We start from the raw sequence: 22,905 nt of genomic DNA on the forward strand, positions 1-22,905 counted from the left end.
AGATTTCTCAATTTTTCGCGTCATACCCTCGGATATTGGGATACCATTCCAAGGAACGCCCATGAATTACAGGTTCTATCCCAATGCCCGAACTCGACGCCATCGACCGCAAGATTCTTGCTTTGCTCCAGAACGACAGCCGACTGACCATGCAGGAGCTCGCCGACAAGGTCGGGCTTTCGGTCTCGCCCTGCCACCGCCGGGTCAAGCTGCTGGAACAGCGCGGCGTCATCTCGCGCTACATCGCGACCGTCGACCAGAAGGCGCTGGGGCTGCATGTCAGTGTCTTCATTTCGATCAAGCTGGCGCGGCAGAAGGAGGAGGATCTCAACCGCTTCGCACGCGCGATCTCGAAATGGGACGAGGTGCTGGAATGCTATCTGATGACCGGCAACCGCGATTATCTGTTGCGCGTCGTCGCGGCCGACCTCGCCTCCTACGAGACCTTCCTGAAGACCAAGCTGACCCGGCTCGACGGCATCGCCTCGATCGAGTCGAGCTTTGCGCTCAGCCAGGTCAAATACTCGATCGCGCTGCCGGTGTGATGGCCCTTCCTGCCGGACGGCCGGTGTCACATGGACGCAATAAACCCCGCCGATGGTCGTGGGCGACAGGCATCCAAGCCCGCGAGAAGGACCCATGACCGCATCCGACCGTACCTCTGAAGCCGCCAACCGCGAGCGCATCATCCGCGAGATGGCCGACGATCTCGACGAGGAGCTGGAGATGGAGCTGGATGATGCCCGTCTCGACGAGCTGCTGGACGAAAGCGGCACGCTGGGCCCCACGGTCGACCGAAAACTCTATTTCCGGGAACTGCTCCGGCTCCAGGGCGAATTGGTGAAACTCCAGGACTGGGTGCAGAGCGAGAAGAAGAAGGTCGTCGTGCTGTTCGAGGGGCGCGACTCCGCCGGCAAGGGCGGCGTCATCAAGCGCATCACCCAGCGGCTCAATCCCCGCATCTGCCGCGTCGCCGCACTTCCGGCGCCGAGCGAGCGCGAGCGCACGCAATGGTATTTCCAGCGCTACGTCTCGCACCTGCCGGCCGGCGGCGAGATCGTGCTGTTCGACCGCAGCTGGTACAACCGCGCCGGCGTCGAGCGCGTGATGGGCTTCTGCTCGGAGGACGAGTATCAGGAATTCTTCAAGACGGTGCCGGAGTTCGAGCGGATGCTGATCCGCTCCGGCATCATCCTGGTCAAATACTGGTTCTCGATCACCGACGACGAGCAGCAGCTCCGCTTCAGCATGCGCATCAGGGACCCGCTCAAACAATGGAAGCTGAGCCCGATGGACGTCGAGTCGCGCAGTCGCTGGGAGGCGTACACCAAGGCCAAGGAGACGATGCTGGAGCACACCCACCTGCCGGACTCGCCGTGGTGGATCGTCGACGCCGTGGACAAGAAGCGCGCGCGGCTCAACTGCATCGCGCATCTCTTGACCCAGATGCCGTACCAGGAGGTCGCCCGCGTGCCGGTGGTGCTGCCGCCGCGCGTCCGCAATCCCGACTATCACCGCGGCCCGATCCCGCCGGAGATGTACGTGCCGTCGAAGTACTGAAACGTCTCGTAGGGTGGGCAAAGCATAGCGTGCCCACCATCACAAGCGCTGCGTTGGATGGTGGGCACGGCGCTGCGCACCTTTGCCCACCTTACGAGACCGTCATCGCCACGGCTGCACGATGATCTTGGTGTGCGCCTCGGGATTGGCGAGGTCGGCAAAGGCTTTTGCGACGCCGTCGAGACCGACCTCGGCGGTGACCATCGCGGCCGCATCCACCTGCCCTTCCGCGATCAGGCGCAGCGACGCCGCGAACTCGTCCGGCGTGTAGCCAAGCACGTACTGGACGTTGAGCTCCTTCATGATGCCGAGCATGGGCTCGCTTCTGTCGGTCTCCATGCAGACGCCGACCACGACGATCCTGGCATCGCGCGGCGCGCCCTCGAACACCTGCTGCAACAGGCCGGGCACGCCGACGCATTCGAAGATGATCGCAGGCTTCAGCGCCGGCAGCATCGCCTGCAGCGGCGGCCGTGCCGCCTTCTCCGCCTCCGACATCTGCGCGTGCTCGGCCCAGGTCGCATAGGGCTGCGACACCCTGGGATCGACCACGATATCGGCACCGAGCTTTGCCGCGAGCGCGCGCCGCGCCGGCGAATAGTCGGCGGCGACGATCGGATGCAGGCCCTTGATCTTGAGCGCGGCGATCACCGCGAGCCCGACCGGCCCGCAACCGATCACGAGCGGCACCTCGCCGCCGCGGATATTGGCTTTGGCGACGGCGTGGACACCGACCGCGAGCGGTTCGGTCAGCGCGGCATGTTCGGGCGCAAGACCATTGGGCACTTCGAGCAGCAGTGCTTCGCTGAGCAGCATCGCTTCGGCGTAGCCGCCGACATTCTCGTTGGAATAGCCGATGCCCTCGATGCCCTGCGGCGTCAGCAGCGCCGGCAGCGAGCAGACGCGGGTGCCGGGCTTGAGCTTGCGCACCGTGCCCAGGCCGTAGTCGACGATCTCGCAGCAGAACTCGTGGCCGAACACGACATCGCGTGTGAGGTCCATCGGCTTGCGCCCGACCTTCTTCGACATCTCCACCATGCGGTGGGCGTGCTGGCGCGCATGCAGGTCGGAGCCGCAGATGCCGCAGGCGAGCGTCCTGACCAGCACCTGACCGGACCCCGGCTTCGGCTCGGCGAGCCCGTCGACAACAATCTCACCGTTCCTGAAAATCGCAGCGCGCATGCGGCTCCTCCCCTTGTTGTTGGAGCCGTTGATAGCACGGAGTGGAAGCCGCGAACTTGCGTCAGGGGTTCGGGGAACGCTCTTCCAGCACCAGGAGCTGGGCGCGGCGGATGCGCTCGCGATGGGCGATGTAGAGACCGCTGGCGACGATGAAGGCCGCACCCGTGACGGTCCAGACGTCGGGCAGCTCGCCGAACAGGAAGAAGCCGAGAATGCTGACCCACAGCAGCTGCGTGTAGGAGAACGGTGCCAGCACCGAGGCATCGCCGTAGCGGTAGGCCAGCACGACGATCCACTGGCCGACGGTGGAGGCGATGCCGATCACGATGCCGAGCCCGATCGCGGTCCAGCTCGGCGTAACCCAGACGAACGGCACCATCAGGCTGAGAATTGCAACGCCCGTGAGCGCCGAATAGGCCATGGTGGTGAGGACGGCTTCACGTCCGCTCATCATGCGCGTCAGAATCAGCGCGGCGGCCCAGCAGAACGCCGAGATGATCGGGAAGAACGCGGCGACGTGGAACGCGTTCGAGCCCGGCCGCAGGATGATCAACACGCCCATCAAGCCGATCGCGGTCGCGATCCAGCGGCGCATGCCAACCTTCTCGCTCAGGAAGATGATCGAAAGGGCGGTGACGAACAACGGCGAGACGAAGCCGGTTGCGGAGGCTTCCGCAATCGGCAGATAGCGCAGGCCGGTGATGAAGAACAGCGAGGAGCCGAGCAGCGCGGCACCGCGCATCAGCTGTAGGCCGAGACGCTCGGTGCGCATCGCATGGAGCGGCGAGCCCGGCAGCATCACCGGCACGAACATCAGCGCGAACGTCACGAAGCGGATCCAGGTGATCTCGATCGAAGGCAGGCTCGTCGACAGATATTTCGCCGTGACGTCGGAGCAGCCGAGAAACACTGTCGACAGCAGCACCAGCGCGATGCCCTTGAAGGGATGATCGACGCGCGCAGGCGCGCGGCGAACCTTCTGCTTCTTCTCCGGCATGGGCATGGGAATACTGTCGAGCCTTGCGGCTGCAGCGGGCGGCGGTGTCACGGCTGGAACCTGGGAAAATACGATTCGGGAACGGCTGTAAAAAACGACAAAAGCGCCGCTTTCACAACTTCCGAAAACAGGATGCCGATATGCGCTCAGGTCCGCGCGCGTCAATGCTTCATTAAGAATGCGAGCAACACGCGCTTTGCTGCACTACAGCATGGGCAGGCCGCGCGGCCTCGAACCGCGCGGAAACGCCGCATCGAGCGCCGAAATCTCATCCTTCGTCAGCGCGAGATCGCCGGCCGCGGCATTCTCGCCGGCATGTTCCGCCGACGACGCCTTCGGGATCGCAAACACCGTAGTCGCCCGGGTGAGGAAGCTCAGCGCGACCTGACGCGGCGTCGCACGACGTGCCTCCGCAATGCGCGCAAGCACCGCCCCGCCCTTGCTGTTGCTTGCTGGAAAATCGTCGTGACCGAACGGCGAATAGGCGACGACGGCGACACCATGCGCCTCGCACCACGGGATCACCGCATGCTCGACCGCGCGCTCCCTCAGATGATAGAGCACCTGATTGCAGGCGATGCGGCCCTCGCCCGCGGCATCGAGAACTTCGTCGAGATCGTCAGCATCGAAATTTGAAACGCCCCAGGATTTGATCTTGCCCGCCTTCACCAACTCCTCGAATGCAGCGACGGTGTCTTCCAGCGGATAGGAACCGCGCCAGTGCAGCAGATAGCAATCGAGGCGATCGGTCTTTAGCCGCCTCAGCGAGCGTTCGCAGGCCGTGATGGTGCCGCGACGCGACGCATTGCTCGGCAGCACCTTCGAGACGAGAAACACTTCATCGCGACGTCCCGCAATCGCATCCGCGATGACGAGCTCGGCATCGCCATACATCTCGGCGGTGTCGATGTGCGTCATGCCGAGATCGAGCCCGCGCTGAAGCGCCGCGACCGCGCGGTTGCGATCGCCGTGGTCGAGATACCAGGTGCCCTGCCCGATCACGGAGACGTTGGCGCCGGTCTTGCCGAAAGGGTTTGATTTCATGTCAAAACTCACAAGCCGCTGATATCCGCGACCAGCACGCTGCCAGTCGCGGACTCCGTGATATAGAGCCGGTCCTTCTTCGCGCCGCCGATCGCGACATTGGTGCAGCTCGGCCCTGCGCACGACTTGATGCGCGCGATCAGTTCGCCGTTCGGCGCGAACACGAAGACATGGCCGAGCGAGGCGTGGCCGACGAACAGGCGGCCGGCCGAATCCATCGTCATGCCGTCGGGGCCACTGGTGCCGAACAGCGAGCAGAAGCGGCCGACCTTCGACACGCTGCCATCCTGCATGAACGGCAGCCGCCATACCGAATTGTCGCGCGTCATGGCGACGAACAACACGGTTTCGCTGGGGTCGAGCACAAGGCCATTCGGGCTGATGCCGGTATCGATCAGGCAATCGAGCCGGCCACCAGGCGTCAGCCGATAAACCCGCCCGCTGGGATCATGCAGGCCGGTCTGGCCCTGATCGGTGAAAAAGATGTCGCCGTTGGAGGCGAGATGCAGGTCGTTGCAGCCGCGGAACGATTCCGAATTGCGCGCGGTCAGGATCGGCTTGATGCGGCCGGCTTTGGCGTCGAGCTCCATGATGCCGTGCATGTAGTCGGCAACCAGGATGCGGCCGTCGGCCGCGATCTTCAGCCCGTTCGGCCATCCCTCGTATTCGATGATGAGCGACCATGCGCCATCCGGCGCGATGCGGAAGATGCGGCCGAACGGAATGTCGACGATGTAGAGACGGCCGTCCTTGTCGAAGGACGGCCCCTCAATGAAGCTATCGGTCGGCACACCCGGCCGGTTGGCATCGGCCCAATCAGTCCGCACGCTTTTGCGGCGGAACTTGTCGGGCATAGCGGAGAAGATTTTTGTTTCGATCAGGCGCGGCGGCGTTTCCAGGTACATCATTTTTGTTTTTGTGGTTGTTGATGGAGAGAGAGCGCGGCACCATAGGGCACAATGAAGGGCGCGTCGATTGGGGCTGAGGCATGGCGCCCCGCCCTCGCTGTCATTGCCCGCGAAAGCGGGGAATCCATTACGCCGTGGCCTCACCGCTTGATCACAGGTGTCTCGGCGTGATGGATCGCCCGATCAAGGCCGGGCGATGACGGCGGAGTATGAGGCGACGACCGAGAAAGTCGCCCTACCCCGCAGCCCCCGCGACCTTCGCCTGCTTCGCCGGCGCCACGTCCGTCGTGGCGATGAGCCGCTTCAGCTCGGGGATGCAGGAGCCGCAATTGGTCCCCGCCTTGAGCTTTGCGCCGATCTCGACGGCCGTGCGTGCGCCGGCGGCGATGGTGTCGCAGATGGTGCCGCGGCCGACGCCGAAGCAGGCGCAGACGACGGGGCCGGTCGAGGCTACGCCTTCGCTGGACTTGCCCGACAGCAGCATGCGGCGCTGGTCGTCGGTGACGTGATCGGCCACGAACAGGCTCTTCACCACCTCCCAATCACCGGCATCATGGGCGGGGCCGACGAACAGACAGGTCTCGATGCGGTCGCCCGCGAACGAGGCTGCGCGATAAACCCCGCCGCCAAAGTCGCGATAGTCGGCAACGTCTTCGCCGGCAACGCTCTCGAGCCAGGCCGGCCAGCGCGACAGATCGGCATTGTCGGCGAAGAGATAACCGAAGCCGCCGGCAACCGTGACGCGGGTCCACAGCAGGTTAGGCGGCAGGTCGAGTTGTTTTCGCGACAGCGCAAAGCCGCGGAAGACGTATTCATAGGGTGCAATCGCCGCCGGCGTGGCCTTCGACTCCGGCTGCCCGGAGAACGGATCGGTGAACGATGCCGCGAGCGCGCCGACGCGGCCATGCGAGGCGTTCATCGCACTCCAGTGGATCGGGGCAAACAGCATGCCGCGCTGCTGCCGGTCGCTGACGACGACCTTCAGGATGCATTGGCCGTAATCGGTGGTGATGCGGGCATAGCCATCATGGGCGATGTTGTACTTGTTGGCATCATCAGGGTGGATCTCGACGAACGGCTCGGGCAGATGCGCGCCCAGCCGCTGGCTGAGGCCGGTGCGCGTCATGGTGTGCCACTGGTCGCGGATGCGCCCGGTGTTGAGCCGCAGGGGCCGCGACGGCCCGGTCTCGCCGCGCAGCGACGGCACCTCCGGCGCAACGAAGCGGCCCTTGCCGTCATTGGTGAAGAAGCCGCCGGCTGCGAAAAAGCGCTCGCCGGGCACTTCGCCTTCGCGCGCCGGCCATTGCACCGGCTTCAAGGCATCGAAGGCGTCGTCAGACAGCGAGGTCAGCGAACCGATGTCGAAATCGCGGCTGCCATTGTTCTCGAACGCCGAGAGCGCGGCGTGCTCGCGGAAGATGTCGGCGGCGGATTTGTAATTGAAGCTATCGCCGAAGCCGAGACGCTTTGCGGCCTCGCTCAGGATCCACCAATCCGGCCGTGCCTCGCCCGGCGCCGGCAGGAACGAGCGCTGGCGCGAGATCCGGCGTTCGGAATTGGTGACGGTGCCCGACTTCTCGCCCCAGGCGAGCGCGGGCAAGAGCACGTGCGGGCCGGCCTCGACGGTGTCGTTGGAGAGCACGTTCTCGGAGACCACGAACAGCTCGAGCTTCTTCAGCGCCTCGCGCACGACGTCGGCATCGGGCAGCGACACCGCGGGGTTGGTGCCCATCACCCACAGCGCCTTGACCTCGCCGCGGTTGATGGCATCGAACAACTGCACCGCCTTCAGCCCCTCATGGGTGGCGATGCGCGGCGCCTTCCAGAACCGTCGCACACGATCGATGTCCGGCGGCGTGAAGTTCATGTGCGCGGCGAGCTGGTTGGCGAGGCCGCCGACCTCGCGGCCGCCCATCGCGTTGGGCTGACCGGTGAGCGAGAACGGCGAGGCGCCCGGCTTGCCGATGCGCCCGGTGGCGAGATGGCAGTTCAGGATCGCGTTGACTTTGTCGGTGCCTTGCGCCGACTGATTGACGCCCTGCGAATAGAGCGTGACGACACGCTCCGTGTCACGGAACATCTTGAAGAAGGCCGCGACGTCCTGTTCGGAGAGACCCGTCGCGAGCGCGGTCGCGGTAACGCTGCCGGCGATGTTCCGCGCCCGTGCCAGCGCGTCGTCGAAGCCCGACGTGTTTTGCGCGATGTAGTCCTGATCGTGCGCGCCGTTGTCGGCGAGGTGAACCAACAGGCCGGAGAACAGCGCGGTGTCGGTGCCGGGCTTGAGGCCGAGGAACAGATCGACATCGCTGGCGGTGTCGGTGCGGCGCGGATCGATCACGATCATGCGCGCGCCGCGCTCCTGCCGGTTCTTCACCATCCGCTGGAACAGCACGGGGTGGCACCAGGCGGCGTTCGAGCCGACGAAGACGAGCAGATCGGCCTGATCGAGATCCTCGTAGCAGCCCGGCACGGTATCGGCGCCGAAGGCACGGCGATGGCCGGCGACCGAGGACGACATGCAGAGCCGCGAATTGGTGTCGACATTGGCCGTGCCGACGAAGCCTTTCATCAGCTTGTTGGCGACGTAGTAATCCTCGGTCAGAAGCTGGCCCGAGAGATAGAACGCAACGGCATCGGCGCCGTCGCGCGCGATGATGTGTTGCATGCGATGGGCGACGTGGTCGAGCGCATCGCTCCAGGCCACGCGCTCCAGCACGCCCTTGCAGCGGATCATCGGATAGAGCAGCCGGCCTTCCAGCCCGACCGTCTCGCCGAGCGCGGAGCCCTTCGAGCACAGCCGGCCGAAATTGGCGGGATGATCGGGGTCGCCCGCGATCGCGGCGCCGCCTTTGCCGTCAGGTGTTGCGAGCACGCCGCAGCCGACGCCGCAATAGGGGCAGGTCGTCCTGGTGGCGCGGAACGAGGGATCGATCACCGTCATATCAAGCGGCCTTTGGCGGAAGCGCAAGCGCGCGACCGAACATCATGTCGGTACGGATCGCGGTGACCTTGTCGCGATTGCGGATCAGCTCGAGATACCAGAGCGCGTCGGCGGTATCGCCGATCAGCACCGCGCCGGTGAGCCGGCCGTCGCCGATGACGAGCTTCTTGTAGGTGCCGCGCCGGCGATCTGACAGCACGAGGCTCTCGCTGCCCTCCCCGCCCATGAAGTCGCCGGCGGAGAACACGCTGACGCCGGACACTTTCAGATTGGTCGAGACCACGCTGCCCTGATAGGCGGCGGGACGGCCGGCGAGATGCCGCGCCAGCACGCGCGCCTGCTCATAGGCCGGCTCGACCAGGCCATAGCAGGTGCCACGATGCTCGGCGCATTCGCCGAGCGCGTAGATGTCGGGTGAAGCCGTCTGCATCTCGTCGTTGACGACGATGCCACGATTGACCGCGATGCCGGCGTCCCTGGCCAGCGCGACATTGGGCCTGATGCCGGCCGCGAAGATCACCGCATCGGCCTCGATGCGGCTGCCGTCGGCGAGCTCGACTGCTTCGACGTGACCGTCGCCATAAATGCACTTCGTGCTGGCATTGAGCAGGATGCGGATGCCCTTGCGCTCGACCAGCGTCTTGAGCAGGTCGGCTGCCGGCAGATCGAGCTGGCGCTCCATCAGCCGGTCCACCAGGTGCAGCAGCGTGACGGGCGCGCCGGCCTTGGCGAGGCCGTAGGCCGCTTCGAGCCCGAGCAGGCCGCCGCCGACCACCACGACGCGCTTCTTGCCGGCGGCGAGCGCCAGCAGCAAATCGACGTCGCGGGTGTCGCGGAAAGTGTGGACGCCGGCGAGATCGGCGCCGGGTACGTTGAGCCGCAACGGCGTCGAGCCGGTGGCGAGCACGAGCTTGGAATATTCCATGCTCTCTTCGCCCTCGACCTTGAGCTCGCGGCGGCCGATGTCGATCTCGGTGACGCGGTAGCCGTAGCGGACGGTGACGCCGCGATGGCGCCACCAGTCCGCCGGCCGAAGCTCGATCTCGTGCGAGCCGGTCTCGCCAGCCAGCACGGAGGAGAGCAGCACGCGATTATAAGCGAGCCGCGGTTCCTCGCCGATCACCGCGACCGCGTAGCGGCCGAGCGCGGTCTTGGCGAGCTCGTCGACCAGACGCGCGGCCGCCATACCATTACCGACGATGACGAGCGGTTCACTCACAAGGCATCTCCTATTCAGCGGCCTGCGACTGCGCGCCGTAGGCCTCGGAAATCATGAAGCCGGACAGCACGCCGTAGGCGTCGGTCCAGGCCGCGGCGAGCTCAGGCGTCCAGGCTTCGCCGAGGCCCTTCTCCAGGGTCCACAGCAGGGTCGCGCCGACCACGGGATAGTGCTCGGCCTTGGCGCCGTAGGCGACATGACGCTTGGCGAGCGCGGAGGCCGCCGGAAGAATCGTCTCGAGGTTCGACAGGCCGCCGACCACGGCGGCGAGCATGCCCATCAGCTTCTTGCGCTGCTCGGTCATGTCCTCGGGGAACATCGCGCGCACCGACGGCGCCACCTCGAACAGGCGGTCGTAGAACAGCACGGAAGCCGCTTCGGAAATCGGCGCGACCTTGGAAAAGCTCTGCTGGACGAGGGTGATCTGTTCGGGCGTCATGATGTAATCCTGTCTGTTTCGGTTTGCCTTGGTGCGCGCCGTTGCGAACAAGGTTCATGGGTCAAACGTCATCAGCGTGACTTCTCCCCGCATACGGGGAGAAGCGAGTTTCATACCAAGTGTCACACCCTGGCATCAGCGAGGCTTGGCGCGCCCTCACCCTGCGGGCTGCGACGCGTCAGGCCCAAGGGCGACCGCTCGCGAGTTACGCGGCCTCGACGAAGCGGTGACGCTCATAGAGGAATTCGAGCACGCGCTGGCGGCACTTCAAATACGTCGCGCTGGTCGCGAGCTCGAGCCGCTTGCGCGGCCGCACCAGCGGCACCTCCAGCACCTCGCCGATGCGGGCGGACGGCCCGTTCGTCATCATCACGATGCGGTCGGACAGCAGCACGGCCTCGTCGACGTCGTGGGTGATCATCAGAATGGTGTTGCCGAGCTTCTGATGCAGCGCCATCACCGAGTCCTGCAGATGCGCGCGGGTCAGGGCGTCGAGCGCGCCGAAGGGCTCGTCCAGCAGCAGCACTTTCGGCTCCATCGCCAGTGCCCGCGCGATGCCGACGCGCTGCTTCATGCCGCCGGAGATTTCCGAGGGGCGCTTGTCCCTGGCATGGGCCATCTGGACGAGGTTGAGATTGTGCATCACCCAGGCCTCGCGCTCGGCCTTGGTCTTGGTCCTGGCAAAGACCTTGTCGACGCCGAGCTTGACGTTCTCGAACACGGTGAGCCACGGCAGCAGGCTGTGGTTCTGGAACACCACGGCGCGATCGGGGCCCGGCGAGTTGACCTCGCGATTCTCCAGCAGCACGCCGCCGGTGGTGGCGGTGGTGAGCCCGGCGATGATGTTGAGCAGGGTCGACTTGCCGCAGCCGGAATGGCCGATGATCGAGACGTATTCGCCCTTCTCGATCGTCAGGTTGATGTCCTTCAGCACCTCCGTGCTAGCGGCGCCACGGGTGAAGATCTTGTCGATGTGGTCGAGCTTCAGATAGGCGGTCATGTGTTTTCTCCTCAGCCCTGCGCCGTGCCGCGGGTGACGATCCTGCCAAGGCCCGCGATCAGGCGATCGAGCACGAACCCGATGATGCCGACATAGAACAGCGCCAGGATGATTTCGCTGATATGCGAGGAATTCCAGGCGTCCCAGATGAAGAAGCCGATGCCGACGCCGCCGATCAGCATTTCCGCGGCCACGATCGCGAGCCAGGACAGGCCGATGCCGATGCGCAGGCCCGTGAAGATGTAAGGCGCCGCCGCCGGAATCATGATCTTGGAGAAGAACTCGAGCGGGTTGAGCTGCACCACCGCGGCGACGTTGCGATAGTCCTGCGGAATGTTGCGGATGCCGACCGCGGTGTTGATGATGATCGGCCAGACCGAAGTGATGAAGATGACGAAGATCGCCGACGGCTGGCCGTCGCGGAAGGCGGCGAGCGAGAGCGGCAGCCAGGCGAGCGGCGGAATGGTGCGCAGGACCTGGAACAGCGGATCGAGCCCGCGCATCGCCCAGACCGATTGCCCGACCAGCACGCCGAGCGCGATGCCGACGATGGCGGACAGCGAATAGCCGAAGGCGACGCGCTGGAGGCTGGCGGAGAGGTGCCAGAACAGGCCCTTGTCGATGCCGCCATGGTCGAAGAACGGATCGACGATCAGCTCCTTGGTGTCCTTGAACACTTTTGACGGCGGCGGCAGCGCCGAGCCGGCGCGGCGGCAGACCAGCTCCCACACCAGCATCAGGAGCGCGATCACCACGAGCGGCGGGATCACGCGCACCGCGGTCTCCCGCGCCATCCGCGCATAGGCCTCGCTGCGCGGGGCACGCTTGGGCGTCATCGCAACGACCGGTGCGCCCGCGCCAACGGGCTTCGCGGTCTCAACATCCAACTTCGTGGCAGGCATGTTCATCGCAATCTCTCTCCGGCTTCAAAAGACGATGCGGCCGCCTCGCGGCGGCCGCTGGCGACATCAGACTTCGACGCGCTTGATCGCGAGCGACTTCAGATAGGCCGCCGGATTTTCGGGATCGAACACCTTGCCGTCGAAGAAGGTCTCCTTGCCGCGCGAGGTGGAGGCCGGAATGTCGGCAGCCGCGACGCCGAGCGTCTTGGCCGCATCGCGCCACATGTCCTCGCGGTTGACCTTGCCGATCAGCGCCTTGCTGTCGAAGCCGGCTTCATATTTGCCCCAGCGGATGTCCTCGGTCATGAACCAGAGATCGTGGCTCTGGAACGGATAGGAGGCCTGGTCGCGCCAGTACTTCATGATGTGCGGCGAGTTCTCGATCACCTTACCGGCATTGCCGTAGTCGAACTTGCCCTTGGCGCGGTCGGCGATGTCCTCGACCGGGCAGTTGATCCACTGGCGCTTGCCCATGATGGTCGCGAGCTCGTCCTTGTTCTCCATCTTGTCGGCCCATTGCTGGGCCTCCATCACGGCCATCAGGATCGCCTTGGCGGCCTTCGGGTTCTTGTCGACCCAGGCCGCGCGCATGCCGAGCGATTTTTCCGGATGCTTGCTCCAGATCTCGCCGGTGTTGACGGCGGTGTAGCCGATGCCCTGGTGCACCAGCTGCCCGGGCCAGGGCTCGCCGACACAGAAGGCGTCCATGGTGCCGACCTTCATGTTGGCCACCATCTGCGGCGGCGGCACGGTGATGGTCTCGACATCCTTGTCGGGATCGATGCCGCCGGCGGCGAGCCAATAGCGGACCCAGAGATCGTGCGTGCCGCCCGGGAAGGTCATCGCGACCTTGGCCGACTTGCCCTCGGCCTTCTTCTTCTCGAACACCGCCTTGAGCGGCGACGAATCGGCGCCGATCTTGAGGTCGGCATATTCCTTGGCGACGGAGATGCACTGCGCATCGAGATTGAGCCGCGCCAGGATGTACATCGGCGTCGGCTGGTTGTTCTGCGTCACCTTGCCGGCCGAGATCAGATACGGCATCGGGGTGAGGATGTGCGCGCCGTCGATGCCGTTGCCTTCGGAGCCGAGCACGAGGTTGTCGCGCGTGGTGCCCCAGGAGGCCTGCTTCTGCACGTCGACGTCGGGCATGCCGTATTTGGCGAACAGGCCCTTGTCCTTGGCGACGAACAACGGACCGGCATCGCTGAGCGCGATGAAGCCGAGCTTGGCACCCTTGACCTCAGGGCCTGAATCCTGCGCGAACGCGCCGGCTGGGAAATTCAGCTTGGCGGCAGCGAGAAGAGCCGCGGTGCCGCCGGCGGCTTTCAACAATTGACGGCGGCTCAGGCCAGTATCCGAAGGCCGGCGAATGCGCTTGGTCATAGGCGGTGTCGTCCTTTGCGTCGTTGCGATGATTGCGTCAGTTCGCACGAGCAGCCCGTCCGTCCGTGGCGCCCGAAAAAGGCGCATGCGAACGCGCGACGGGGGAACCCCCGTCTGGTGGCGTCAGCAAATTCGGATGAGAAGTCTCGCGGGACGGCTTCAATGGCGTCGGCCTAGAACCATTCAAGCTTCGTGCCAAGCTCGGCGCATCGGAAAACGCCAAATATTCAATGCGTTACCTGCACCACGCTAGACTGCCGCAGGCCTTTTCCGCACGCGAAATTTGCGGATTGCTCACTTCTTGTGCGACGCACAAATCTTATGCAGCCGCCCAAGCAAGAGGCCGTGGAGCCCGCCAAAGTGAGATGCTGGCCGGCACCATCCAATTGAAATTGCTCACATTTTCAATCGCGCCGCATCGGCACGCGACTTGCATTTCCTTATGGCGTCAACGAAGACTGCGGCTTGCCGCAATGTTGCAGCCTCTGGCGGCTGCAGCCCGGAAGCTCAACTGCTTCGCGGCCCCTCCCGGCTCGGTCGTCGTGACGCGATTCCCAAGGCTTCCAGACCTCCCATAGCCCTCGTGCGCGGCAATCAGCCCGCACGGCCATCACGTTCAGCCGCGCTCTCTCGAGGCGCGTGTCGGTCTCACTTACGAAGCAAAAGGAACCATTGATGTCGTATCTCGCGCCTTCGGAATTCGTCACCAAGATGGTGGATGCAGGCGAGTCCAAGATCTTCATGTCCACCCGGGATACCATCATCCGGGCCTATATGGCTGGCGCCATCCTCGCCCTCGCCGCCTGGTTCGCCGTCACCATCAATGTGAACACCGGCCAGCCGCTGGTTGGAGCGCTGCTGTTTCCGGTCGGGTTCGTCATGCTCTATCTGCTGGGCTTCGACCTCCTGACGGGCGTGTTCGTGCTGTCGCCGCTCGCCCTGATCGACAAGCGCCCCGGCGTCACGTTCGGCGGCGTGCTGCGCAACTGGGGCCTCGTCTTCGTCGGCAATTTCGCCGGCGCCTTCACCGTCGCCTTCATGATGGCCTTCGTCACGACGTTCGGCTTCACGCAGGATCCCGACAAGGTCGGGGCGGCCATCGGCAATATCGGCGAAGGCCGAACGCTCGGCTATGCCGCGCATGGTGCCGCCGGCATGGCGACTCTGTTCATGCGCGGCATGCTCTGCAACTGGATGGTCTCGACCGGCGTCGTCGGCGCCATGATCTCGACCTCGGTCCCCGGCAAGGTCATCGCGATGTGGATGCCGATCCTGGTGTTCTTCTACATGGTGTTCGAGCATTCCGTCGTGAACATGTTCCTGTTCCCGTCGGGCCTGATGCTGCACGCGAAATTCTCGATCATGGATTACCTGATCTGGAACGAGATCCCGACCGTGCTCGGCAACCTCGTGGGCGGCCTCGCCTTCACCGGATTGACCCTCTATGCCACGCACGTCATGACCCAGCCGAAGCGCCAGGCCGGCAAGACCACGCCGCCCCGCGTCGCGGCCTGATCGAATACGTCTCGACAGGGGAGCCTCGCCCGCCCAGGGTGAGGCTTCCCTCGCCTGGTGATGACCATGACTCGCGGACTCCAGATCTCGGTCGGCCAGCACTCCGACAAGGGCCGCAAGCCGGTCAACCAGGATTTTCACGGCGTGCTGATTCCGGAGGAGCCGCAGCTCAGCCTGAAGGGCATCGCGGCCGTTCTGGCCGACGGCATCTCCAGCAGCACGGTGAGCCAGATCGCCAGCGAGTCCGCGGTCAAGAGCTTCCTGATGGACTATTACTGCACGTCGGAATCCTGGACGGTGAAAACCTCCGCCCGCCGCGTGCTGGACGCGACCAATTCCTGGCTCCATGCGCAGACGCGCAAGAGCCAATATGCCTATGACCGCGACAAGGGCTATGTCTGCACGCTCAGCGCCATGGTCATCAAGGCGACCACCGCGCACATCTTCCATGTCGGAGACTGCCGCATCTACCGCGTCGCCGGCAAGGCGCTGGAGCAGCTGACCGAGGATCACCGCATCATCGTGTCGTCGGAGCAGACCTATCTCGGCCGCGCGCTCGGCATCAATCCGCAGCTCGAGATCGACTACCAGACGGTCGAGATCGAGGCCGGCGACACCTTCCTGCTCGCCACCGACGGCGCCTACGAATTCGTCGACCATCGCTTCATCATCAGCGCCATCAACGAACATGCAGCCGAGCTCGACGGCGCGGCCAAGGCGATCGTCGAAGAGGCCTACCGGCGCGGCAGCGACGACAACATCACGGTGCAGATCCTCCGCATCGATGCGGTGCCGCAGCGCGAGCCGGCAGGTATCTTCAATCAGACCGCCGAACTGCCGCTGCCTCCTTTGCCGGAGCCGCGCGCGATCTTCGACGGCTACAGGATCATCAGGGAGATCCACGCCAGCAGCCGCAGCCACATCTATCTCGCCGTCGATACGGAGACCGACGCGCCGGTCGCGCTCAAGCTGCCGTCGATCGATCTGCGCGACAACGCCGCCTATCTCAAGCGGTTCCTGATGGAGGAATGGATTGCGCGCCGGATCGACAGCCCGCACGTGCTCAAACCGCTGTCACAGTCGCGGCGGCGCGGCTACCTCTACGTCGCGACCGAATTCATCGAAGGACAGACGCTGCGGCAGTGGATGACGGACAATCCGCGGCCCGACCTCGAAACCGTCCGTGGACTGATCGAGCAGATCGCCGCGGGCCTGCGCGCCTTCCACCGCATGGAGATGCTGCATCAGGATCTCAGGCCCGACAACATCATGATCGACAAGACCGGCACCGCGAAGATCATCGACTTCGGGTCGGTCCGGGTCGCCGGCGTCACCGAGGCGGCGCCGCAGGACGAGACGGGCGACATCCTGGGAACTGTCCAATACACGGCGCCGGAGTATTTTCTTGGGCAAGGCGGCTCGCCGCGCTCCGACATGTTTTCGCTGGCCGTGATCTGCTACCAGATGCTCACGGGCAAGCTTCCCTATGGCGCCCAGATCGCGAAGATCCGGCGCAAGGCGGATGTGCGGAGGCTGCAGTACCGCCCGGCCGACGACGACCGCAACGTGCCCGCCTGGGTCGATGGCGCGCTCCGGCGCGCGCTGCATCCAGATCCCTACAAGCGGCACGAGGATCTCTCCGAATTCGTCTTCGAGCTTCGCTTGCCCAATCCGGCCTATCTCGACACGCGGATCACGCCGCTGCTGGAGCGCAGCCCGCTGATGTTCTGGAAGCTGACCTCGGCGGCGCTCGCCGGCGCGGTCGTCGTGCTGCTGGCGCTGCTGCACGCGCGGTAGGACGTGAGATCATGTGGTGCAGGCGTCACCACGTGATCAATGGAGACCGATGCAGCCAGGCATTGTCACGCACTTGATCCAGAACGAACCGCGCCACGTCGTCGCGCGAGATGCTGCCGCCATGAAAGCCGGAGAGATCCGTTAGTGTCCGGATCGTGCCGCGGCCCGGCTTGTTGCTCAGGACGGAGGGGCGGACCAGAACCCAGTCGAGCCCGCTGTTCCTGATGATCGTCTCCTGCCGGTCCTTGTCGGCGTACACCTTGCGCAGCAGAAGCAGGAAGATCAGCTTGTCGAACAGGAAGCCGCCGTGCCCGGCGCTGTCACCGGCGCCAATTCCTGTGATGCAGACCAGGCGAGAGACCTGCTCGGCCTTCATCGCGCTCACGAGCGCGCGTGTGGCGGTCGACAGCAGCGTCACCTCGCGAAACGGGCTCGCCGCTGTGCCGAGCGCACTGGCGACGGCATCCCGGCCCCTGAGCGCCTCGCGCAGCGCGGTCGCTTCGCGTGCATCTCCGATGATGAGCTTCGCTCCTTCGAGATCACGCGCCTTTTCAGCGGAACGAACCAGCGCTGTAACGTCGTAGCCGCGCGCCAAGGCCTGGCTGACGATGAGGCGACCGGTGGCGCCGGTCGCGCCAAGGACCAGTATTTTCGGTTGGGCGGCCTGGAAATCGTGGCCTTCAGAATTCTGCATGGAAGCCCCCGGGAAAGCGGGACGCCTCGCAAGAGGCCGTCCCGTGATTGACGTGGGTTGACGGAGTTGCGTTGAGCATGGCCGCTGCCGTCAGGCTGCGGCCGTGATCTCGGCGACGAAGTCGCGATAGGAGCGCAGGGGACGGCCGAGGAGACCGGTCAGACGTTTGACGTCGCCTGCCTCCGGAATCATGCCCTCGGTGAGAAAGCGCTCGCTCATCACGCGCATGTCGAAGGCCATCCAGCCGGGCATGAACTGCCTGAGGTTTTTCTCGAAGCCTGCGGTGTCGTCACCGCCATAAGCAATCGTACGCCCGAGTACCTCCGACCAGATCGCGGCGGCCTTTGCGCCGGTCAGCGTATCGGGACCGACGAGGTTGATCCCGTCGAGCGGAAGCGGCGTGGCGGACGTCTCGCGGCGGATCAGTTCGATGGCCGCGATCTCGCCGATGTCACGTGCATCGATCATCGCCAGCCCCTTGCTGCCGATCGGCATGGGATAGACGCCGTATCCGGTCACCACGTCCCTGATAGTGAGCTCGTTGTTCATGAAGTATGCCGGGCGCAGGATGGTGGCCTTGAAGCCCATCTGCTCGATCATGCGTTCGACGCCGTACTTGCCCGCGAAGTGCGGCACATTCACGTAGAGGTCGCTGTGGATCACCGACAGATAGACGAACCGCTCGATGCCGGCCTCGCGGGCAAGGTTAAGCGCCGTCAGCGCCTGGGTGAATTCGTCCGGCACCACGGCATTGAGCAGGAACAGCGTTGAAACGCCGGAAAGCGCGTTGCGCAACGAGTCGACATCGAGCAGGTCGCCCTGGACGACGGCAACACCTGCAGGAAAGTTGGCCATTGCGGGATCGCGGACGAGCGCGCGCACGTCGGCGCCGCGCTTGACGAGCTGTTCGACGACGGGGCGGCCGACTGTGCCGGTTGCGCCAGTAACGAAGATGGTCATGGGGATCACTCCGGGTTGGGTCAAAAGACACCCCGGAAATTAGTGATCCACATGCGAGCCGATAGACGCTATATTTGGACATAGCGTCTCACTGGTGGAACAGATGGATTTGCTTGCCCTCGCCGACTTCAATCTGGTCGCCCGCCACGGAGGGTTCGGAAAGGCCGCGCGCGCCGCGGGACGCCCCAAAGCGACCTTGTCCCGGCGGGTTGCCGAATTGGAGAGCGGGCTCAACCTGCGCCTCTTCGAGCGCGGCGGGCGCGCTCTCAAACTCACCCAGGAAGGGCGGGCGCTCTACGAGCGGACAGGGGCGCTGCTCACCGAGCTCGACGAAACAGCCGCGGCGATTGCCTCGGGCGGCGACAAGCCGCGAGGCAGGTTGCGGATCAGCGCGCCTCTGCTGTTTTCGCAAACGGCGTTGGGCAGGCTCGCAGCCGGCTTCGCGCTCAGACATCCGCAAGTCCGGCTCGAGGTCACGACGGAAGATCGGGCCGTCGACATGATCGAGGAAGGATTTGACCTCGTGATCCGGGTCAATCCGGATCCGGATGAAAGCCTCGTCGGACGCGTCTTTCTACGCGACCGAATGGTGGTCGTGGCCAGCCCTGAGCTGAAACGACCGAAAGGCCAACTCACCGTTCCGGCTGTCGTGCGCGGAACGGCCGACGAGGCTGCGGCGTGGGACGTCAGGCGACCAAGCGGCACATTGCGTATCGCCGTCGATCCCGTGCTTCGTCTGTCATCGCTGGTGATGGTTCGCGACGCAGCCCGAGCAGGCGTCGGCGCCGCACGTCTTCCCGTGTCGCTCGTCAGTCACGATCTGGCCGCCGGCACCCTGGTGCGTTGGGGCGATGTCGATGGGCCCGACATCGCCCTGTGGACGCTCTATCCATCGCGGCGATTGCTGAGCGCGCGCGTGTCCGCCTTCCTCGATTATCTGAAGGAAGCCTTTCCCAAGGGCACGCCTGACGAGCTGGCAGCCTACATCGGAGGATGAACGTACGCTCGGAGACGGAGGACCCTCACGCCGGCTCCGCCGCCTTCGTCCCCAGCGGTTTCGGCGCCATGCCGCCGCCTGGCTTGAGGTGGAATTCGTAGGTCATCAGGTGCCACGGACCGTTCGCCTTGGTGCCATCGGGCATCGCCGGGTCGTTGCGCGGCTCGACCTTGGCGATGAGGTCGTCCTTGACGCCGAACACGACGTCGGAATCGAGATATTTGTCGCCGTCCATGAAGACATGGGTGATCAGCGGCTCGTATCCCCTGGCATTGACCAGGAAGTGCACATGCGCGGGGCGCATCGGATGCCGCCTGGTTTGCACGATCATCTCGCCGACCGGGCCATCGGTCGGGATCGGATAGCTGCACGGCAGAATGGTGCGGAAGAAGAAGCGGCCGTCGCTGTCCGTGATGAAACGCGCCCGCGCCGAGGCGCCGACTTCGTCGTAGTTCGGTTTCTGGGAATCGTAGAAGCCGTCATCATCGGCATGCCAGACGTCGACGGGGACACCCGCGAGCGGCTTGCCCTTGAGGTCGATGACGCGGCTCTGCACGAACATCCGATCGCCGGTCTGGTTGTTCGGCGAGATATCAGTGCCGTGAGCCGTGACCTTGTGCTCGCCGACATAGAACGGGCCGAGCACCGTGGTCTGCGTGGCGCCCTCGCGGTCGCGGTGGTTGACTGCGTCGACCAGCATGGAGACACCGAGCACGTCCGACAGCAGGATGAATTCCTGGCGGGTATCGGTGCATTTGTGGCCGGTGCGAGTCAGGAAATCGATGGCGTATTCCCATTCCTCGAAGGTGAGACCGGTCTTGCTCACGTAATCGTGCAGCGACTTCACCAATTCCTGGAGCAGGAATTTGGCCCGCGGGTCCGGAGTGTTGTCGAAGCTCCGGACGACGGCCTCGGTGAGTTCAGTCTCGTTGAACTGGGTCATATGCGTTTGCCCTCGCGTTTTTCTCGTTGGCCCGGATGGGCTCCCTGGAGGCGTTCCAGGCTGGAGCCTACACCAGTCGGCGGGGCCGCGTTAAGCGCAACCGGCTTGGAATGCGGCCGCCATTTCGGTATCAATTTTCCGGCAAAACGCCCCGGAGGAAATTGATGCTCGCCCCTACCCCCGCTTCGCCCGAATCCGTGGGCATGTCCAAGGCCGCGCTCGATCGCGTCGATGCGCATCTGAAGAGCCGGTACATCGATGCCGGCCGTTTTCCGGGCACGCATCTGCTGGTCTACCGTCGCGGCAAGATCGCCCACAGCTCGGTGCAGGGCTTTGCGGACATCGAACGCAAGGCGCCGGTCAAGGACGACACCATCTACCGCATCTATTCCATGACCAAGCCACTCACCAGCGTTGCCTTCATGATGCTGGTCGAGCAAGGCCTCGTCGCGATCGACGAGCCCGTCGCCAAATACATTCCGGAATGGAAGGATCTCGGCGTGTTCGTCGCCGGCACCGCGCCGGCCTTCCTGACCCGGCCGCCGACCCGGCCGATGCTGATCGTCGATCTGCTCCGCCACACCTCCGGGCTGACTTACGGCTTCCAGCAGCGCTCCAACGTCGATGCGGCCTATCGCGCCGAGAAGATCGGCGAGGTCGAGAAGTCCGGCACGCTCCAGACCATGATCGAGAGCCTCGCGAAAATCCCTCTGGAGTTCTCGCCGGGCGAGGCCTGGAACTATTCGGTCTCGACTGACGTGCTCGGCTATCTCGTCGGCAAGATTTCGGGCATGCCGTTCGAACAGTTTCTCAAAGCACGGATCCTCGATCCGCTCGGCATGACCGACACCGATTTCCACGTGCCGGCTTCCAAGGCGCATCGTTTCGCGGCCTGCTATTCCGCGGACCCCGGCGGCGGATTGACCTTCCACGCCGGCCAGCGCCGCGAGGGCCTGACGCTGCAGGACGACCCGACCAAGAGCTCGTTCCTCATCCCGCCCTCGCTCATCTCCGGCGGCGGCGGGCTGTGCTCGACGATGGCCGACTATCTCACCTTCTGCCGTGCGCTGCTCAATGGCGGCGAGCTCGGCGGCGTCAGGCTGATCGGCCCGAAGACGCTGGCGCTGATGACCAGCAACCACATTCCCGGCGGACGGGCGCTCCCCGAAGTGTCGCGCTCGATGTTCGCGGAGGCCGCCTATAACGGCATCGGCTTCGGTCTCGGCTTCGCCGTGACCATGCGCCCGGCGGAGACGCTGGTCGCCGGCAGCCCCGGCGAATACAATTGGGGCGGCGCGGCCACGACCTCGTTCTGGATCGATCCGGCCGAGGAACTCGTCACCGTCTTCATGACGCAGGTGCTGCCGTCGAACGCCTATCCGATCCGGCGCGAGTTGCGCAGCATGGTCTACGCCGCCATCACCGAGAGCAATCTGTAGGAAACGCTCGTGTCACGGGGCCCCGCGAAGGATCGCGGGGCCCCGTTGTCTTCTGCTCAGTGAAGATGGCCGATCAGATAGACGCCACCGCCGATCACGAGCACGGCTGGTACCGCCCACAAAATCAGAATTGGCATTTGTCATCCTCCTCAGTTTGACGTGCAGACCTTGACGGTCTTCATGCCGCTTTCGGCCTCGGTACGCGACTTGTAGACCGTGCCCGACGGGCTCACGACGGTCATGGTCGTCTCCGTCGGCTTCTTGTCGACGATTGTGCACTTCTTCGTCTTGACGTCCTGGACGACGTAGAACTCGTCGGCCGCGAACGCGGGCAGGGAAAACGCAGCAATCATCAGCGCGGCAGTCGCCATCGTTAGCTTCATTTGGTTCTCCTCCATTGCCAGGCGTTGCTGCCTGGTCAATTCGTAAACGGGAAAAAGCGGCAATTTGTTCCTGAGCGAGGGAACGCCGTCTGCAGTGGGCGGTTGACGCCGCACTTATTCCTGTGAGGAGAACAAGGTGAACAAGCTATTTCTGCTTTCCGCCGCGGCGGTGATGATCTCGACCGGCGCGGTCGCGCAGTCCACCGTGGTGACCACCACCGGAACCGGTCACGCGGCCGTCGTTCAGATCGAGCCGGAATACCGGACCCGGATCAAATCCTACGTCACCGAGCACCGCGTGCGTCCCATCGTGAAGAACGAGAAGATCATCGTCGGCGCGACGGTTCCAGGCGACGTCGAGCTCGAAGCCGTTCCGTCGGACTGGGGTCCGTCCCTGACGAAATATCGCTACGTCTACGCCGGCGAGCGCGTGATGCTGGTGGATCCCGCCACGCGGACGGTCGTTCAGGAAATCGATTGATCAAGATGTGATGGATGGCGGTTGCCTTAAGGCGGCCGCCTCCCGGAGGCGACCATGACATCGCATCGAGAGGCCCGGATCGCCGGTCTCAGCCTGGCGGCCGTTTACGCCGTGTGCC

21 protein-coding genes are annotated in these 22,905 nt (G+C 64.6%); 7 read left to right on the top strand and 14 right to left on the bottom strand.

The features are described from left to right. Positions 1 to 83 precede the first annotated feature (83 nt). Both WHZ77_RS24260 and ppk2 read left to right on the top strand, forming a co-directional pair. Positions 84 to 545: an Lrp/AsnC family transcriptional regulator gene (locus WHZ77_RS24260; RefSeq protein WP_375310263.1), complete on the top strand. Its 462-nt coding sequence runs from the start codon at positions 84 to 86 to the stop codon at positions 543 to 545. Between the two features lie 94 nt (positions 546 to 639). Next, the gene (gene ppk2, locus WHZ77_RS24265) at positions 640 to 1,560 is read left to right on the top strand and encodes a polyphosphate kinase 2 (RefSeq protein WP_375310264.1); all 921 of its coding nucleotides are present in this window, start codon (positions 640 to 642) and stop codon (positions 1,558 to 1,560) included. Between the two features lie 102 nt (positions 1,561 to 1,662). On the opposite strand, the gene WHZ77_RS24270 is transcribed toward ppk2, so the two are convergent. The 10 genes from WHZ77_RS24270 to WHZ77_RS24315 form a co-directional block, all read right to left on the bottom strand. Next, entirely contained in the window at positions 1,663 to 2,742 is a 1,080-nt protein-coding gene (locus WHZ77_RS24270; protein ID WP_375310265.1) for a zinc-binding dehydrogenase, read from the bottom strand. Positions 2,743 to 2,803: 61 nt separating this feature from the next. Then, the gene (locus WHZ77_RS24275) at positions 2,804 to 3,745 is read right to left on the bottom strand and encodes a DMT family transporter (protein ID WP_375314804.1); all 942 of its coding nucleotides are present in this window, start codon (positions 3,743 to 3,745) and stop codon (positions 2,804 to 2,806) included. Positions 3,746 to 3,943: 198 nt separating this feature from the next. Then, entirely contained in the window at positions 3,944 to 4,783 is an 840-nt protein-coding gene (locus WHZ77_RS24280) for an aldo/keto reductase (RefSeq protein WP_375310266.1), read from the bottom strand. Between the two features lie 8 nt (positions 4,784 to 4,791). Continuing rightward, positions 4,792 to 5,688 carry an SMP-30/gluconolactonase/LRE family protein gene (locus WHZ77_RS24285; RefSeq protein ID WP_375314805.1) on the bottom strand — a complete coding sequence of 299 codons (897 nt, stop codon included), beginning with the start codon at positions 5,686 to 5,688 and terminating at the stop codon, positions 4,792 to 4,794. Between the two features lie 238 nt (positions 5,689 to 5,926). Continuing rightward, positions 5,927 to 8,632, bottom strand: a complete 2,706-nt coding sequence (locus tag WHZ77_RS24290) for a molybdopterin-dependent oxidoreductase (protein ID WP_375310267.1) — start codon at positions 8,630 to 8,632, stop codon at positions 5,927 to 5,929. Between the two features lies 1 nt (position 8,633). After that, the gene (locus WHZ77_RS24295) at positions 8,634 to 9,851 is read right to left on the bottom strand and encodes an NAD(P)/FAD-dependent oxidoreductase (protein ID WP_375310268.1); all 1,218 of its coding nucleotides are present in this window, start codon (positions 9,849 to 9,851) and stop codon (positions 8,634 to 8,636) included. 10 nt (positions 9,852 to 9,861) lie between these two features. After that, positions 9,862 to 10,290: a globin family protein gene (locus WHZ77_RS24300; RefSeq protein ID WP_015687661.1), complete on the bottom strand. Its 429-nt coding sequence runs from the start codon at positions 10,288 to 10,290 to the stop codon at positions 9,862 to 9,864. Between the two features lie 205 nt (positions 10,291 to 10,495). After that, positions 10,496 to 11,290, bottom strand: a complete 795-nt coding sequence (locus tag WHZ77_RS24305; RefSeq protein WP_015687662.1) for an ABC transporter ATP-binding protein — start codon at positions 11,288 to 11,290, stop codon at positions 10,496 to 10,498. Positions 11,291 to 11,301: 11 nt separating this feature from the next. Beyond that, a complete protein-coding gene (ntrB, locus tag WHZ77_RS24310) occupies positions 11,302 to 12,198 on the bottom strand; it encodes a nitrate ABC transporter permease (protein WP_375310269.1) in 897 nt (298 codons plus the stop codon). 60 nt (positions 12,199 to 12,258) lie between these two features. Beyond that, the gene (locus WHZ77_RS24315) at positions 12,259 to 13,578 is read right to left on the bottom strand and encodes a CmpA/NrtA family ABC transporter substrate-binding protein (RefSeq protein ID WP_375310270.1); all 1,320 of its coding nucleotides are present in this window, start codon (positions 13,576 to 13,578) and stop codon (positions 12,259 to 12,261) included. Between the two features lie 675 nt (positions 13,579 to 14,253). On the opposite strand from WHZ77_RS24315, the gene WHZ77_RS24320 reads away from it, so the two are divergent. Together WHZ77_RS24320 and WHZ77_RS24325 are read left to right on the top strand one after the other, a co-directional pair. Beyond that, complete coding sequence (locus WHZ77_RS24320; protein ID WP_015687665.1) at positions 14,254 to 15,093, top strand: formate/nitrite transporter family protein; 840 nt, start codon at positions 14,254 to 14,256, stop codon at positions 15,091 to 15,093. A 60-nt stretch (positions 15,094 to 15,153) separates the two neighbouring features. Next, positions 15,154 to 16,890 carry a protein kinase gene (locus WHZ77_RS24325; protein WP_375310271.1) on the top strand — a complete coding sequence of 579 codons (1,737 nt, stop codon included), beginning with the start codon at positions 15,154 to 15,156 and terminating at the stop codon, positions 16,888 to 16,890. Positions 16,891 to 16,915: 25 nt separating this feature from the next. On the opposite strand, the gene WHZ77_RS24330 is transcribed toward WHZ77_RS24325, so the two are convergent. Then, the gene (locus WHZ77_RS24330; protein ID WP_375310272.1) at positions 16,916 to 17,584 is read right to left on the bottom strand and encodes an NAD(P)-dependent oxidoreductase; all 669 of its coding nucleotides are present in this window, start codon (positions 17,582 to 17,584) and stop codon (positions 16,916 to 16,918) included. 90 nt (positions 17,585 to 17,674) lie between these two features. Further along, positions 17,675 to 18,544 (bottom strand): SDR family oxidoreductase, encoded by an 870-nt coding sequence (locus WHZ77_RS24335; protein WP_375310273.1) that lies wholly within the window; start codon positions 18,542 to 18,544, stop codon positions 17,675 to 17,677. A gap of 103 nt (positions 18,545 to 18,647) precedes the next feature. Here WHZ77_RS24335 and WHZ77_RS24340 point away from each other — a divergent pair, with 103 nt between their 5' ends. Further along, positions 18,648 to 19,541 (top strand): LysR family transcriptional regulator, encoded by an 894-nt coding sequence (locus WHZ77_RS24340; RefSeq protein WP_375310274.1) that lies wholly within the window; start codon positions 18,648 to 18,650, stop codon positions 19,539 to 19,541. A 25-nt stretch (positions 19,542 to 19,566) separates the two neighbouring features. On the opposite strand, the gene WHZ77_RS24345 is transcribed toward WHZ77_RS24340, so the two are convergent. Next, positions 19,567 to 20,484, bottom strand: coding sequence for an intradiol ring-cleavage dioxygenase (locus WHZ77_RS24345; protein WP_375310275.1), 918 nt, complete (start codon positions 20,482 to 20,484; stop codon positions 19,567 to 19,569). A gap of 164 nt (positions 20,485 to 20,648) precedes the next feature. On the opposite strand from WHZ77_RS24345, the gene WHZ77_RS24350 reads away from it, so the two are divergent. Next, positions 20,649 to 21,923 (top strand): serine hydrolase domain-containing protein, encoded by a 1,275-nt coding sequence (locus tag WHZ77_RS24350; protein ID WP_375310276.1) that lies wholly within the window; start codon positions 20,649 to 20,651, stop codon positions 21,921 to 21,923. Between the two features lie 149 nt (positions 21,924 to 22,072). Here the strand turns inward: WHZ77_RS24350 and WHZ77_RS24355 are convergent, their stop codons facing one another. Continuing rightward, positions 22,073 to 22,306 (bottom strand): hypothetical protein, encoded by a 234-nt coding sequence (locus WHZ77_RS24355; RefSeq protein ID WP_375310277.1) that lies wholly within the window; start codon positions 22,304 to 22,306, stop codon positions 22,073 to 22,075. A gap of 136 nt (positions 22,307 to 22,442) precedes the next feature. Between WHZ77_RS24355 and WHZ77_RS24360 the strand changes: the two genes are divergently transcribed. After that, positions 22,443 to 22,787, top strand: coding sequence for a DUF1236 domain-containing protein (locus WHZ77_RS24360; protein ID WP_375310278.1), 345 nt, complete (start codon positions 22,443 to 22,445; stop codon positions 22,785 to 22,787). The last annotated feature ends 118 nt before the right edge of the window (positions 22,788 to 22,905 follow it).

Origin of the sequence: Bradyrhizobium sp. A5 (assembly GCF_042076515.1) — a bacterium.
Taxonomy (GTDB): Bacteria; Pseudomonadota; Alphaproteobacteria; order Rhizobiales; family Xanthobacteraceae; genus Bradyrhizobium; species Bradyrhizobium cosmicum.

Excerpts from the sequence above, each read along its gene's own strand:
- WHZ77_RS24260 (WP_375310263.1), top strand. The coding sequence starts at position 84 with ATGCCCGAACTCGACGCCATCGACCGCAAGATTCTTGCTTTGCTCCAG.
- ppk2 (WP_375310264.1), top strand. The coding sequence starts at position 640 with ATGACCGCATCCGACCGTACCTCTGAAGCCGCCAACCGCGAGCGCATC.
- WHZ77_RS24270 (WP_375310265.1), bottom strand. The coding sequence starts at position 2,742 with ATGCGCGCTGCGATTTTCAGGAACGGTGAGATTGTTGTCGACGGGCTC.
- WHZ77_RS24275 (WP_375314804.1), bottom strand. The coding sequence starts at position 3,745 with ATGCCCATGCCGGAGAAGAAGCAGAAGGTTCGCCGCGCGCCTGCGCGC.
- WHZ77_RS24280 (WP_375310266.1), bottom strand. The coding sequence starts at position 4,783 with ATGAAATCAAACCCTTTCGGCAAGACCGGCGCCAACGTCTCCGTGATC.
- WHZ77_RS24285 (WP_375314805.1), bottom strand. The coding sequence starts at position 5,688 with ATGTACCTGGAAACGCCGCCGCGCCTGATCGAAACAAAAATCTTCTCC.
- WHZ77_RS24290 (WP_375310267.1), bottom strand. The coding sequence starts at position 8,632 with ATGACGGTGATCGATCCCTCGTTCCGCGCCACCAGGACGACCTGCCCC.
- WHZ77_RS24300 (WP_015687661.1), bottom strand. The coding sequence starts at position 10,290 with ATGACGCCCGAACAGATCACCCTCGTCCAGCAGAGCTTTTCCAAGGTC.
- WHZ77_RS24305 (WP_015687662.1), bottom strand. The coding sequence starts at position 11,290 with ATGACCGCCTATCTGAAGCTCGACCACATCGACAAGATCTTCACCCGT.
- ntrB (WP_375310269.1), bottom strand. The coding sequence starts at position 12,198 with ATGAACATGCCTGCCACGAAGTTGGATGTTGAGACCGCGAAGCCCGTT.
- WHZ77_RS24315 (WP_375310270.1), bottom strand. The coding sequence starts at position 13,578 with ATGACCAAGCGCATTCGCCGGCCTTCGGATACTGGCCTGAGCCGCCGT.
- WHZ77_RS24320 (WP_015687665.1), top strand. The coding sequence starts at position 14,254 with ATGTCGTATCTCGCGCCTTCGGAATTCGTCACCAAGATGGTGGATGCA.
- WHZ77_RS24325 (WP_375310271.1), top strand. The coding sequence starts at position 15,154 with ATGACCATGACTCGCGGACTCCAGATCTCGGTCGGCCAGCACTCCGAC.
- WHZ77_RS24330 (WP_375310272.1), bottom strand. The coding sequence starts at position 17,584 with ATGCAGAATTCTGAAGGCCACGATTTCCAGGCCGCCCAACCGAAAATA.
- WHZ77_RS24335 (WP_375310273.1), bottom strand. The coding sequence starts at position 18,544 with ATGACCATCTTCGTTACTGGCGCAACCGGCACAGTCGGCCGCCCCGTC.
- WHZ77_RS24340 (WP_375310274.1), top strand. The coding sequence starts at position 18,648 with ATGGATTTGCTTGCCCTCGCCGACTTCAATCTGGTCGCCCGCCACGGA.
- WHZ77_RS24345 (WP_375310275.1), bottom strand. The coding sequence starts at position 20,484 with ATGACCCAGTTCAACGAGACTGAACTCACCGAGGCCGTCGTCCGGAGC.
- WHZ77_RS24350 (WP_375310276.1), top strand. The coding sequence starts at position 20,649 with ATGCTCGCCCCTACCCCCGCTTCGCCCGAATCCGTGGGCATGTCCAAG.
- WHZ77_RS24355 (WP_375310277.1), bottom strand. The coding sequence starts at position 22,306 with ATGAAGCTAACGATGGCGACTGCCGCGCTGATGATTGCTGCGTTTTCC.